The sequence below is a fragment of the Kosakonia beeri genome (assembly GCF_054165705.1).
The window spans coordinates 4,513,954-4,527,489 of sequence record NZ_CM135106.1 but is presented as its reverse complement, the minus strand read 5'-3'; the positions used below and the strand labels follow the sequence as shown (position 1 = coordinate 4,527,489).

Here is a 13,536-nt window from a genome sequence, read left to right as displayed (position 1 = left end):
TTTACCATGCGACACGCGACAAAATATTTACTGCTGGTTGCCCCGGCAACGCTGATGATAGCGCTGTTTTTCCTCTGGCCATTAGGTTTCTCGTTGGTTTCAGCGTTTACCAGCGATACCCGGCAATTTACGCTGGTGCATTTTGAAAAGGTCCTGACGCTCTATTCAAACGACATCCTGTTTACGGTTGTTATCGTGCTGGTTTCGCTGGCGATCCTCGCACTGTTGTCGATAAGCATTTCAGCAGTGATTGTGCTTTCTCCTTATCGCGGGATCGTAAAAGCGTTGAGTTTTCTCTACCGCCTGCCGCTGTTTATTCCTTTTATCGTCACTGCGCAAATGATGCGGACCTTCCTGGCGAAAAATGGGCTGATGAATAACGCTCTGGTGGCGGCCGGGGTGCTTACGCCGATGGATACCACCTCGCTACTCGGCTGGAGCGGGATCATTATTACCTTTGTCTGGAAGCAGATGGCGTTTTCCACCCTCCTGATTTGTGGCGCAATGTCGGCGGTGGATGCCTCGCATATTCTGGCTGCGAAAAATCTGGGCGCCTCACGTCTGCGCATTTTGTTCGACATTATTCTGCCGCAGGTGTTGCCAACCATCGGCGTCGCGCTGGTGCTGTCCACCGTGACGATGATGTCTGTGCTTTCGGTGCCGCTGATGATTGGTACAGGTACGCCAACGATGATGACCGTCGATATGGCCTTTCGCGTGAATTCGTATGGTGATTACCCGGTGGCGAATGCCATGGGTGTCATTTCCTATTTGATTTGCGCGCTGTTGTCCTGGTTCTATTTGCGCCATAGCCTGCATGCTAAAGGAGCACAATCATGAGTGCCATTCTGCACAAGATCCGGGCCAGTTTGGTCTTGCAAACCTTGCTGCTGACTTTTCTGGTGCTGGCACTGTTTGGCCCGTTGCTTAACCTGTTGATCTGGACGGTTGCGGAGAGCTGGTTTTTCCCGCATGCGCTACCGGGCCAGTGGGGTCTGAAATACTGGAGCCAGGTGTTTAGCCCTTACAGTGATGTGTCCGGATCCTTGTCGGTCAGTGTGGCGATCGCGGTGTTGGCGGTGGCTGTTTGTCTGGTCATTTCCGTACCGGCAGGGTATGCGCTGGCGCAACGATCCATGCCGCTGCGCGTCTTTTTTATGCTGCTGTTTCTCATTCCGCAGGCGTTTCCGAATCTGACGGTCTATATGAACGTGGCGCGGCTGTTTTATCAGTGGGGATTAAACGGAACGGTGGCCGGCGTGGTGCTGGTGCACAGTGTGCACGGTTTGATGTATTCCATCTGGATCAGCGTGGCGGCGTTCTCCGCTGTCGATCCGCTGCTGGCGCGCGCGTCGCGTAATCTGGGGGCCGGGCCGGTTTATACCTTTTTCCATATTGTGTTGCCGCAGGCTGCGCCAGGGTTAATTGCCGCCAGTATCTTTGTCTTTCTGGAGTCGCTGGATGAGTTTACCGCCACATTTTTTGTCGGCGCGCCGGATATCACCACCCTGCCTATCCTGCTGTATACCGCCAGTATGTCTGGCAATTACCAGGTGTCGTCAATCACTGCGCTGATCCTGCTGGTACCGTCGGTGCTGTTTATGCTGGTCATTCATAAATTTATGCGTCCGGAGATGCTGTCAAAACTGGGGAAATAATCCACCGCTGTATGGCCTGGTCGTAACAACAAAAAAGCGCCCGCAGGCGCTTTTTTAATCACGTAATCACCATCGGCCACTCTGGCGGTGCCTGACGGGCGACCTCTTCCATCACCAGCACCAGGTTATGCCAGACTTTGGCAGCGTCTACCATCGTAATGCCGAGCAGGCCAGTGGCAAACCAGCATGCCGCTACCAGTCCCATGCCGCTACTGATAACCGCCAGACCAATGTAATCCGCCCGGCGGAAACGAATGTTCAGCGTACTGGCCATAAACATTAATACTGCGCTCAACAACTGCCAGCGAAAGAGCACGACGCTGGTGGTAAAGGTAGCCATCAAACCATCCTCAAAAGAATCGAATACCGGGCGGACTGGCGTGATGCACGCGTGGCAGCGTTAACGCTGAGGTCCGCGGAGTAGCACAACAAAATGAAACTTTGTTTCCTGTTTCAGGAATATGTGAACTATATCACACTTGTTCTTTTATTCGCCAGTGCGAAAAAGCGGCTTTTTGCGGTTTTTATCATCGATTTTCTACAACAAGTAATAACGTTATGCTCTTTACGGATCTATATCCCGCGCGATGAGATGATTTAACTTAAATTTATTACTACCGGTACGGAATTATTATACCGGCTAATTGGTACAACATTTACAGTTCGCAGAACATCTATTATGCTTCATTGAACAGCTTAATTTGCCTGTTAGTGATTATTCAGGGGACTTGATTTCAATCGATATATTCTTCGCTGGTAGGATGTTACAACGCCGTCCGGTATGAATTTTTCGCCTGTTATCCGGGCTAATTTTGTATGTTATTTTCTTCCTGATTAAATCATTGTGGGTCGGTCTGTACTTAATAACCTGCGATTGATGAAATATGAAAACAGAGATTTCCGCCGCACTTTTAGGAGACGGAGCAGCGGCGCTGACGCTTCTGGCGAAGCTGATGCCGTGGCTGACAGGGAAACGCTCAATGGAAGAGATCCTCGGGAGTATTAATGCAGCCCTGGGCGCAAGCCTGGCATGGGTGCTGATCGAGCAGGGGGCAGAGCAGCAGCTCACCAGCGTCGGCGAGGTCGGCTGTACCTTGCAGGACGCGCAGGCCTTACTGGCACACTCACAATTACGGCGGCACCAGCGCGCCTGGCGCGTTATTTGCTGGCGGCGGCAGGTGGCAACATTACTATTCCCTGGCGACAAAGAGGCCAGCAATAAATTAAAAAGCGGTATCCTCTGTAAATTGAATGCTAAAGATGCTGGCATTAATGGATATTTTTTTCTGGCATTTTCTCAAGTCGTCCCTTCATTATCGATCATGAAAAACATGGTCGTTATATTAGTCGAAAAATTAAAAGATTTTCTTGCGGATATTATTGTTCGCGATCGTGTTGAGAAAGAGATGCAACATATAGTTGCGCAATATAAGGTGTTATTCGATCGAGCTCCGGTATTAATGAACTCGTTTGATAAAAATAACCGCTGTACATTATGGAACGGCGAGTGTGAACGTCTCTTTGGCTGGACTCTGGAACAGCTCAATCAGCAACCCGATCCATTAGCGTTGTTTTTCCCCGATCCGCTGGTACGCCAAAAAGTTCGCGCTTCGGTTAATGCTTCACCTGGTGTGGATATGGATGAATGGCACCCGATACGACGGGATGGTCAGGTTCTGACCGTGCTGTGGTCAAACATTCTGCTGCCTGACCATTCTATCCTCAGTATTGGTCTTGATATCACCGAGCGTAAAAAGGCTGAGCGGCAACTAGAGAGGAAAGCCACGATTGATGATCTGACGGGGTGTTATAACCGTTTCGCTATTTTGCAGCAGCTTAACGCGTCGCTGCGGAGCTGTAACATGGCCGATCCGCGCAGTCATTTCAGTCTGTTAATGTTGGATCTCGACCATTTTAAAAGCATTAACGATCGTTGGGGCCACCCAACAGGTGATGCCGCGCTGATCCATTTTTGCGATCATATCCGCGAGCATAGCGATCCCTCATGGTTTTTTGGGCGACTCGGTGGTGAGGAATTTCTGATTTTAATGCCTTATACCAGCAGCAAATCTGCGCTGCGATTTAGCCAAAAAATTCGCGCCTCTTTGGTGCGAACCCCCTTGTTTAGTATTGATGAAAAGATCATCTTATCCTTTAGCGCAGGTTTAGTATCGGTGACTGACGATCGAGTCGATACTTCAGTGCTGCTTACGCTTGCCGACAACGCACTGTACGAGGCAAAGCGCGCGGGACGTAGCAAAACCGTCATTGCCGACGCCTTTTTATAATAAAGGAGGAATTATGAAGGAATTGCATTTTTAAGGTGAAAAAAACCTTGTGACGTCAGTTCTTTTTTATCCTGTGGTAAGTTTGGCTTAATCAACGATACTCTGTTGCATTAAGTAAAAACTCACCTGATCAATGGATTAATATTTTTCCCTAAATAAAGATTGGCTCTACTTTTAGTTTGGCTTACGGTCGAATATTATCGTCATAACCAAATATTAGGTTTTTAATGGTAAAAGTCAGTTGCTAATGTCGTATGATTCATGCAACGTAATCACCTGTTTATCAAAGCATCCTGCCGTACATTGAAAGGCACATTAAATGCAGGGATATAGGCGGACATGAATCATAGCGTGCGTCGCAAGATGCTCAGAATTGTCGGGATCATCATGGTAGTGCTCCTGCCGGTGATGTTGTCGCTATGGTTTGCGCATATCCGTGCAGTAAAAGAAACTGGAATCCAACTTCGTTCTTTTGCGCAACTTGCGTTAAATAAAACGGAAGCGGTTGTTCATCAAGTCGATATCCTCCGTTCTAAAGCCGAAAAATATGATGGAAAAATTTGCTCCGCAGAACACCGGGCATCCATGCTCAATATCGTGCGCGGCAGTTTGTATGTTTCAGATTTAATTTATGCCCGTGGTGATCAGTTTTTGTGCTCGAGCGTAATAACGCCCGACAAGCCGTATGTTATTTCGCCTGCGGAGTACAAACGCAACCCGAATATCGCTATTTATTACTATCGTGATACGCCGTTTTACGCTGGTTATAAAATGGTCTATATGCAGCGTGGCAATTATGTGGCGGTGGTAAACCCGCTTGCCTATAGTGATGTGATGTCGGAAGACAACGAACTGGCGTATGGCGTTTACGATACTGTTACGCATTTATTCTTCTCTGTGAGTCGCCAGGCAGATATCGCGACATTATCGAAACTGATTGGTATTAACGACTTCACCTTCCAGCAAGGCCAGCGTTTTTATACCATCGCGCACGCCGATAAACGGCCGATTGCGATTATTGTTTCAACCTCCAAAGATCGTTATTTCCAGTTCTTTTATCACCAGGCAATGATCACGTTGCCGTTGGGAATGATATGCAGCGTGATCATTCTATTAATATGGTCGCGAACACGGCAGGAGTTTAACTCCCCACGGCGTATGCTGCACCGTGCGTTAACGAAGCGACAGCTTCGACTTCATTATCAACCGATTATCGACATCAAAAATGGCACATGCGTCGGCGCGGAAGCATTGCTACGCTGGCCGGGTTTTAACGGCCAGGTGATGAGTCCGGCGGAGTTTATCCCGCTGGCGGAGAAAGAGGGCATGATCGAGCGCATTACCGATTATGTCGTTGACGAGGTGTTTAGCGATTTGGGTGATTTTCTCGCTCAAACGCCAGGTCTTTATATATCCATCAATTTATCCGCTGCCGATTTCCACTCGTCGCGCCTTATCTCGTTGATAGCCAGCAAAGCCAAGATGCACGCGGTGCGCGCCGAGCAAATTAAAATAGAAGTGACCGAACGCGGCTTTATTGATGTGCCGAAAACCACCCCCGTTATTCAGGCGTTTCGCCAGGCGGGCTATGAAGTGGCGATTGATGATTTTGGTACCGGTTACTCCAATCTGCACAACCTCTATTCACTGAATGTCGACATCCTGAAAATCGACAAATCTTTCATTGATACCCTTACTACTAATAGCACCAGCCATTTAATTGCCGAGCATATTATTGAGATGGCGCAGAGCTTGCGTCTGAAGATTATTGCCGAAGGGGTCGAAACAGCGGAGCAGGTGACCTGGTTGTTGAAGCGTGGGGTACAATTCTGTCAGGGGTGGTTCTTTGCGAAGGCGCTGCCACCGCAGGAATTCAAAAACTGGGTGAAACAGCCGCCTTCATTAAAATGATCTCTCATCAGGCATGATGTCGATAATCGCTCGGTGTGCGGTCAAATTCCCGGCGGAACACGCGCGAGAAAGTCTGCTGCGAGACATAGCCTAAATCCATTGCGATATCAAAAATAGGGCGCTGCGTCGTGCGCAGCGCTTCTGCTGCGAGTAGCAAACGGCGCTGACGGATATAGTCCCCCAACGTTTGATGCATCACGGTGCGGAACATTCTCTGTAAATACCATTTTGAATAACCGGACTTTCTGGCGACTACATCAATGTTCATTGGTTGGTCGATATGTTCATCAATCCATTCAATAAGGGTCTGAATTATCTGCTGATGGGACATAAAGCTTCCTCATTTCCCGATTCGTCGTTTTGTCTGGAAGCGAGTATAATTCCTCAAGTTAACTTGAGGTAAAGAGGTTTTATGGAAAAGAGAATGCCGCGTATCAAAGCCCTGCTCAGCCCCGGTGAAGTGGCGAAGCGTAGCGGGGTGGCCGTCTCTGCTTTGCACTTCTACGAGAGCAAAGGCCTGATCAAAAGCACCCGAAATAACGGCAATCAGCGGCGCTATACCCGTGATGTGCTGCGCTACGTGGCGATCATTAAGATTGCGCAGCGCATTGGCATTCCGCTGGCAACCATAGGCGATGCGTTCGGCGTTCTGCCGGAAGGACATACGCTGAGTAAAAAAGAGTGGAGGCAGCTTTCTTCGCAGTGGCGGGAGGAGTTAGACCGGCGTATTCATACCCTGGTGGCGCTACGCGATGAACTGGACGGGTGCATTGGTTGCGGTTGCCTGTCGCGCAGCGACTGCCCACTGCGTAACCCCGGCGATCAACTGGGCCAGCAGGGAACCGGCGCGCGCCTGCTTGAAGATGACTGAGCATAGAAAAACTAAAGCGCCCATTGGGGCGCTTTAGTCGTTTCCCGGTCTTTGTCTTTCTCTCTATCCCGCTCTGTTGCAGGAGGGTTTCCCCCGACATCAGCACCCCTCATGTATGTTGGAGGTTCCGGATTGTGCTGACACTTTTAGTGTAGGCGCGGTGGGTAAAATTGCTACTTTTTTGAGCACTTTTTTTTGGCTTTTTTATGCGCACTTTTCCATACGCAACTGCGGCGCTTTTCTATAGTTAATTCATAAAGATCCTCGGGAGAAATACATGCTAACGGTGCATCACCTGAATCAGTCGCGCTCACAGCGCGTGCTCTGGGCGCTGGAAGAACTTGGCGTGCCGTACCAAATTGTGCGTTACGAGCGTGAAAAAACCATGTTGGCGCCGGACTCACTCAAAAAGATCCACCCGCTGGGTAAATCGCCAGTGGTAGAAGATAATGGTCTGATCCTCGCTGAATCCGGCGCGATCCTCGAATATTTGCAGGAAACCTACGATACCGGGCAGCGCTTTAAACCAGACGCATTACAACAGAAACTGGATTACCGCTTCTGGCTGCATTACGCAGAAGGATCGTTAATGCCCTTACTGTTAATGAAACTGGTTTTTGCCAGCCTCGGCAAACCGCCGGTGCCGTTTGGCGTGCGCCATATTGGCAAAGTATTGAGCCAGGGTGTGCAGAAAGCCTGGCTTAACCCGCAAATTGACACGCATGCGCGTTTTATTGAAGAACAGCTGGCGCACCGTAGCTGGTTTGCCGGTGAAAAACTCAGCATGGCGGATATCCAGATGAGTTTCCCGGTCTTTGCACTGCTTTCGCGGGGCGGCGTGGACAACCTGCCCAATTTACGCGCGTGGAAAAAGCGCATCGAAATGCGTCCAGCGTGGCAACGGGCGATTGTCCAGGGAGGGCCGTTCGAACTTCCCGGCGGCTAAAATGATCCCAAAATGTTGCAAAGTTGCGCAGCGACGATAACGTTTGCGCATCTGCCGTTCACTTCTTCGCCGTCATAAGCGAAATTTAGCAAAAAGCGGCAAAGTTCAGTTGAAAAGCGGTATCTAAACGCTGGATAATCGTTTGCCTTTTTTTGACCACCCATTGTTTGCGCGGAGTTAAACGTTTGCTTTTTTGTGGCCCCCTTGCCACAACGCAGCACAGGGAGATGACGTTTAACCTGCAGTGGACTGTTACCACGCATACCAATGAACAATAAAATTCTCAGGGGATGTTTTCTATGTCTACGCCTTCTGCGCGTACTGGCGGTTCGCTTGACGCACTGTTTAAAATTTCTGCCCGCGGCAGTACTGTCCGTCAGGAAATCGTTGCCGGTTTAACCACCTTCCTGGCGATGGTTTACTCCGTCATCGTTGTACCCGGCATGCTCGGTAAAGCAGGTTTCCCACCTGCAGCCGTATTTGTTGCCACGTGTCTGGTGGCAGGTGTTGGCTCCATCGTGATGGGGCTGTGGGCGAATCTCCCGCTGGCTATCGGCTGCGCAATCTCGCTCACGGCGTTTACTGCTTTCAGCCTTGTGCTGGGCCAGCACATTAGTGTACCGGTTGCGCTGGGTGCCGTGTTCCTGATGGGTGTGCTGTTTACGGTGATTTCCGCGACAGGCATTCGTAGCTGGATCCTGCGCAACCTGCCGCAGGGCGTTGCGCACGGTACCGGTATTGGTATTGGCCTGTTCCTGCTGCTGATTGCCGCCAACGGTGTTGGCCTGGTCATCAAAAACCCGCTGGACGGCCTGCCGGTTGCGCTGGGTCACTTCGCCAGCTTCCCGGTGATCATGTCGCTGATTGGTCTGGCGGTGATTATCGGTCTGGAAAAACTAAAAGTGCCAGGTGGCATTCTGCTGACCATTATCGGCGTGTCTATTGTCGGGCTGATTTTCGACCCGAGCGTGCACTTCTCCGGTATTTTTGCCATGCCGTCGCTGAGCGATGACAAAGGCAACTCGCTGATCGGTAGTCTCGACATTGTCGGCGCACTGAACCCGGTCGTGCTGCCAAGCGTGCTGGCGCTGGTGATGACGGCGGTGTTCGATGCCACCGGGACCATCCGCGCAGTGGCAGGGCAGGCAAACCTGCTGGATAAAGACGGCCAGATTATCGATGGCGGCAAAGCGCTGACCACCGACTCCCTGAGCAGCGTCTTCTCCGGTCTGGTGGGTGCTGCGCCGGCGGCTGTGTATATTGAATCTGCGGCAGGTACTGCGGCGGGCGGTAAAACCGGCCTGACGGCGGTGACGGTTGGCGTGCTGTTTATGCTGATCCTGTTCCTCTCCCCGCTCTCTTACCTGGTGCCCGCCTATGCTACTGCACCGGCGCTGATGTATGTCGGGCTGCTGATGCTGAGCAACGTGGCGAAAATCGACTTCGCTGACTTTGTTGATGCGATGTCTGGCCTGATCACGGCGGTATTTATCGTCCTGACCTGTAACATTGTTACCGGCATTATGATTGGCTTTGCTTCGCTGGTGATTGGCCGCGTGGTATCCGGCGAATGGCGCAAACTGAATATCGGCACCGTGGTGATTGCTGTCGCCCTGGTGGTGTTCTACGCTGGCGGTTGGGCTATCTGACCGCGCTTGCGCACCTTAACATAAGCACAATGGGCGACTTCGGTTGCCCATTTTTTTGCCCACAGCCCGGTTTCTTTGCGTTAAGCTGGATGTTCTGGCATCAAGGTCTGAGGCCTTTATAACAAGACATCGCAAACAGGGAACGCATGGAAATATTCTTTACCATTCTCATCATGACCCTCGTGGTTTCGCTCTCGGGCGTAGTCACCCGTGTTTTACCGTTTCAAATTCCACTACCGCTGATGCAAATCGCCATTGGCGCACTGCTGGCCTTTCCTACCTTCGGTTTGCATGTGGAGTTCGACCCGGAACTCTTCCTGGTGTTGTTTATTCCTCCGCTGCTGTTTGCCGATGGCTGGAAAACCCCCACGCGAGAGTTTCTCGAACATGGGCGCGAAATTTTTGGCCTGGCGCTGGCGCTGGTGGTGGTGACGGTAGTCGGCATCGGCTTCTTAATTTACTGGATGGTGCCGGGTATTCCGCTGGTGCCAGCTTTTGCGCTGGCCGCAGTGCTGTCGCCAACCGATGCGGTGGCGCTTTCTGGCATTGTCGGTGAAGGGCGCATTCCAAAGAAAATCATGGGTATTTTGCAGGGGGAGGCGCTGATGAACGACGCCTCCGGCCTGGTATCGCTGAAGTTTGCTGTTGCTGTCGCCATGGGAACGATGGTGTTTACCGTGGGCGGCGCAACGGTAGAATTTTTAAAAGTTGCCATTGGCGGCTTGCTGGCGGGCTTTGTTGTTAGCTGGTTGTATGGTCGTTCGCTGCGTTTTCTTAGCCGCTGGGGCGGCGATGAGCCTGCAACGCAAATCGTGCTGCTGTTTCTGTTGCCGTTCGCGTCCTATCTGATTGCTGAACATATTGGTTTCTCCGGCATCCTTGCTGCTGTCGCAGCCGGCATGACAATCACCCGCTCGGGCGTCATGCGCACTGCGCCGCTGGCGATGCGTCTGCGTGCCAACAGCACCTGGGCGATGCTGGAGTTTGTCTTTAACGGCATGGTGTTTTTGCTGTTGGGGCTGCAGTTACCGGGCATCCTGGAGTCTTCGCTGGTGGCGGCAGAGGCGGATCCGAACGTTGAAACCTGGATGTTGTTTACTGATATCGTGCTGATCTACCTGGCGCTGATGCTGGTGCGTTTTGGCTGGTTGTGGACGATGAAGAGATTCAGCCGCCGTTTCCTGCGCAAAAAACCGATGGAGTTCGCATCCTGGAGCGATCGAGAACTGCTGATTGCTACCTTCGCCGGCGTGCGCGGGGCGATCACCCTCGCAGGTGTCCTCTCTATTCCGCTGTTGCTGCCGACGGGTGATGTCTTTCCCGCACGCTATGAACTGGTGTTCCTTGCTGCCGGGGTGATCCTGTTTTCGCTCTTTGTCGGCGTCATCGCCCTGCCTGCGCTGTTGCAGCATGTTGAAGTGCGCGACCACGCGCAGCAGCACAAAGAGGAGCGGATGGCGCGTGCGGCCACGGCGGATGTGGCGATTGTCGCGATTCAGAAAATGGAAGAACGTCTGGCGGCAGACACCGAGGAGAATATTGATAATCAGCTACTGACGGAAGTCAGTTCACGGGTTATTGGTAATCTGCGACGCCGCGCCGATGGGCGTAACAATGTGGAAAGTTCCCTGCAGGAAGAGAATCTGGAACGCCGCTTCCGCCTTGCGGCACTGCGTTCTGAGCGCGCCGAACTTTATCATCTGCGCGCTACCCGGCAGATCAGCAACGAGACGCTGCAAAAATTGCTGCACGACCTCGATTTGCTGGAAGCCCTGCTGCTGGAAAACAAATAAATCACCGGGCCGGATAGCGCGATGTTATCCGGCTGCTATTGGCTTCCGCGGGCTTCCAGCCAGTACCCTTCGCAACACGTCAGCCAGGCCTGCGCACTGTGTGAAAGGTAGCTTCCTTCACGCCAAATCATCCCCAGTTCCCAGCGTAAATCACTCTGGAGCGGCAGCCAGAGCAACGTTTGCTGATCGAGCCGCTGACAAATGGGTTCAGGCAGAATGGCAACTCCGACGCCGGCCTGCACCATCGCCGCCAGAAAGTCCCACTGCCCGCTACGTACCGCGATGCGCGGTTTAACATTGTGTTGGTTAAAGAGTTGCATTAACTGGCGGCTGAGGGCGAAATCTTCGTTGTAGATTAGCAGCGGATGCTTGCCAAGTTCCTCCGGTGTAACGGAATCGCGTTGAAGCCAGCTCTCCTCGCGCGGAACCAGCACGCACAGGGGGTGGCTGAACAGCGGCATAACCGTGAGGCTGCTCTCTTCTTCCACTGGCAGTGCCGTCATCGCCAGGTCCAGCTCGCTGTTGAGCACCGCCTGTTGTACCGTCAGGCTGCCAAACTCCGCGATTTTCAGTTCCACACCCGGAAAACGCTGGCGAAACAGGCTGATTGGCCCGGCCATCAGCATGCCGACCATCGGAGGAATGCCGAGGCACAACACCCCTTTATTGAGCTGGTTAATATCGCTGAGCTCTGCTTCAAGCTGGCGAAATTCCGCGAGGATAGCCACGCCGCGCTCAAACACTACTCGCCCGGTATCGGTAAGCAATAACTTGCGCCCGTGGCGGATCAGAAGGGTGCAGTTAAGCTCATCTTCCAGATTTTTCAGCATCTTGCTGATGGTCGGTTGGGTAACAAAAAGACGTTCCGCGGCGCGAGTGAAGCTTTGCTGGCGCACCACTTCCACAAAATAACGCAGCGTTCTGATGTCCATAGTTATGCCTTTAGATTTTGCCCGCGTTGAGTGTAATGCATTTCTGCACCCGCTTGTGGCGCTTGCTAGCGCAATAAGAGGAAAATGCCCCGCCTGTGGTCGCGGGGCGGGGGAGGCTACTGTTTTTTCAGGCGGGTAATGAGTTCAAATTCGCTAAAATTAACCGGGCGCTGCTGTTGCATGGAGAGGTTCCCGGCGATACCGGTAAGAATGGACATTGCCCCGGCGCGATGATCCGCAGCACGCTTCAGCGGGTCATCAGTCGGTTCACCAAACAGATCCGCCAGCATGGCGTTATCACCACCACCGTGTCCGCCTTCACCCAGAGTAAAGTCCGCTTTCCAGGGTTCGGCAAACATCGGGAAAATAGTGATATCGCACGATTCCAGGCTCCCTTCACTGGCGCGCTCGCCCCCGGCGTTGACATAGGATTTCTCAACGATTTTCATCTCCAGTCTTCCCTGGCTGCCATTAAAGACGACGTTTAATCCTTCCCACGGTAACCAGGCGTTAAGTGAGTAACTGAGCTGACACTGGTTTTGATACTTCACAAGGACAGAGAGCGTGTCTTCAATGGTAATGCCATCGCTGAACACGCTCTGATCGCGCCAGTAGTTATCTTCGTGTTCCGCATCGAGATACAGCGCTTTGAGTTGGGGATTGTCGGCCATATGCAGGGCAAAAGGGTCGTCTTTGGCGGCGGCATAACCGTGCGCACGGGGATAAAAAGCGTTAATGCCCCGTTTTTCCGCATTCTCTTTGCCGTAAAAACGCAATCCACCTTCGGCGTATACCCGCTGTGGGTAGCTATCAAGCCAGAAATTCATCAAATCGAAATGATGGGTCGATTTATGCACCAGCAGCCCGCCGCTGTTGCGTTTTTCCCGGTGCCAGCGACGGAAATAGTCTGCGCCATGTTCGGTATTCAGCAGCCATTCAAAGTGCACGGAATAGACCTCGCCAATGGTGTTATTCATCAGCAGCTCGCGCACTTTGCTGTGGTGTGGTGCATAGCGGTAGTTGAAGGCAACGCGCACGGTATGCCCGGTCTGTTCAATCGCATCAAGAATACGCAGCGCGCGGTGCTCGTCGATGGTCATCGGTTTTTCGGTGATCACGTCACAGCCGGCGTGTAGCGCCCGCACAATGTAATCATCATGTGTGCGATCCATGGTGGTTACGATGACCGTATCGGGGCGGGTTTCGGCGATCATGGCTTCAAATTGCCCCGCGTGCCAGGTTGAAACCGGCGCGGCCCCTTCGTTTTTCAGCAACCGGTTAGCGTAGTCCATACGCGTTTGGTTGGTATCGCAAAAAGCCACCATACGGGCTGTTTCTCGCCATTGCCCGCCAATGGCAGAGATATACAATCCGGCCCGCCCGCCCGTACCTACTAGCGCATATTTTTTCATTGCACCCTCGCAAGTGATAAATGAATTAACGTGTTGACGTATTAAAAACGGTGTTTCAATTGTGATTTTTGTACTG

At 52.1% G+C, this 13,536-nt stretch carries 12 protein-coding genes; 8 read left to right on the top strand and 4 right to left on the bottom strand.

Annotated elements, in window-relative coordinates; genetic code table 11:
- The first annotated feature begins 6 nt into the window (after positions 1 to 6).
- Entirely contained in the window at positions 7 to 840 is an 834-nt protein-coding gene (locus ACUY4S_RS21435) for an ABC transporter permease (protein WP_312690359.1), read from the top strand.
- Positions 837 to 1,658: an ABC transporter permease gene (locus tag ACUY4S_RS21430; RefSeq protein ID WP_458022805.1), complete on the top strand. Its 822-nt coding sequence runs from the start codon at positions 837 to 839 to the stop codon at positions 1,656 to 1,658. Before ACUY4S_RS21435 ends, ACUY4S_RS21430 begins: the two co-directional genes overlap by 4 nt.
- Positions 1,659 to 1,716: 58 nt before the next feature.
- Here the strand turns inward: ACUY4S_RS21430 and ACUY4S_RS21425 are convergent, their stop codons facing one another.
- Positions 1,717 to 1,998: a YjcB family protein gene (locus ACUY4S_RS21425; RefSeq protein ID WP_312690356.1), complete on the bottom strand. Its 282-nt coding sequence runs from the start codon at positions 1,996 to 1,998 to the stop codon at positions 1,717 to 1,719.
- A 544-nt stretch (positions 1,999 to 2,542) separates the two neighbouring features.
- On the opposite strand from ACUY4S_RS21425, the gene ACUY4S_RS21420 reads away from it, so the two are divergent.
- Both ACUY4S_RS21420 and pdeC read left to right on the top strand, forming a co-directional pair.
- Entirely contained in the window at positions 2,543 to 3,946 is a 1,404-nt protein-coding gene (locus ACUY4S_RS21420) for a GGDEF domain-containing protein (protein WP_458022807.1), read from the top strand.
- Between the two features lie 339 nt (positions 3,947 to 4,285).
- A complete protein-coding gene (gene pdeC / locus ACUY4S_RS21415; protein ID WP_312690352.1) occupies positions 4,286 to 5,857 on the top strand; it encodes a cyclic di-3',5'-guanosine monophosphate phosphodiesterase PdeC in 1,572 nt (523 codons plus the stop codon).
- A gap of 7 nt (positions 5,858 to 5,864) precedes the next feature.
- Here the strand turns inward: pdeC and soxS are convergent, their stop codons facing one another.
- Positions 5,865 to 6,188 (bottom strand): superoxide response transcriptional regulator SoxS, encoded by a 324-nt coding sequence (gene soxS, locus ACUY4S_RS21410; protein ID WP_061498717.1) that lies wholly within the window; start codon positions 6,186 to 6,188, stop codon positions 5,865 to 5,867.
- A gap of 81 nt (positions 6,189 to 6,269) precedes the next feature.
- Here soxS and soxR point away from each other — a divergent pair, with 81 nt between their 5' ends.
- The 4 genes from soxR (at position 6,270) to ACUY4S_RS21390 (ending at position 11,116) form a co-directional block, all read left to right on the top strand.
- Positions 6,270 to 6,728 (top strand): redox-sensitive transcriptional activator SoxR, encoded by a 459-nt coding sequence (gene soxR / locus ACUY4S_RS21405; protein ID WP_458022809.1) that lies wholly within the window; start codon positions 6,270 to 6,272, stop codon positions 6,726 to 6,728.
- Positions 6,729 to 7,005: 277 nt separating this feature from the next.
- Complete coding sequence (locus tag ACUY4S_RS21400) at positions 7,006 to 7,674, top strand: glutathione S-transferase family protein (protein ID WP_458022811.1); 669 nt, start codon at positions 7,006 to 7,008, stop codon at positions 7,672 to 7,674.
- Between the two features lie 299 nt (positions 7,675 to 7,973).
- Positions 7,974 to 9,323, top strand: a complete 1,350-nt coding sequence (ghxP, locus tag ACUY4S_RS21395; protein ID WP_312690343.1) for a guanine/hypoxanthine transporter GhxP — start codon at positions 7,974 to 7,976, stop codon at positions 9,321 to 9,323.
- A 146-nt stretch (positions 9,324 to 9,469) separates the two neighbouring features.
- Positions 9,470 to 11,116: a Na+/H+ antiporter gene (locus tag ACUY4S_RS21390; protein WP_312690341.1), complete on the top strand. Its 1,647-nt coding sequence runs from the start codon at positions 9,470 to 9,472 to the stop codon at positions 11,114 to 11,116.
- 35 nt (positions 11,117 to 11,151) lie between these two features.
- On the opposite strand, the gene ACUY4S_RS21385 is transcribed toward ACUY4S_RS21390, so the two are convergent.
- Complete coding sequence (locus tag ACUY4S_RS21385) at positions 11,152 to 12,048, bottom strand: LysR family transcriptional regulator (protein WP_458022813.1); 897 nt, start codon at positions 12,046 to 12,048, stop codon at positions 11,152 to 11,154.
- Between the two features lie 116 nt (positions 12,049 to 12,164).
- Positions 12,165 to 13,460, bottom strand: a complete 1,296-nt coding sequence (locus ACUY4S_RS21380) for a Gfo/Idh/MocA family protein (protein WP_312690337.1) — start codon at positions 13,458 to 13,460, stop codon at positions 12,165 to 12,167.
- Between the last annotated feature and the right edge of the window lie 76 nt (positions 13,461 to 13,536).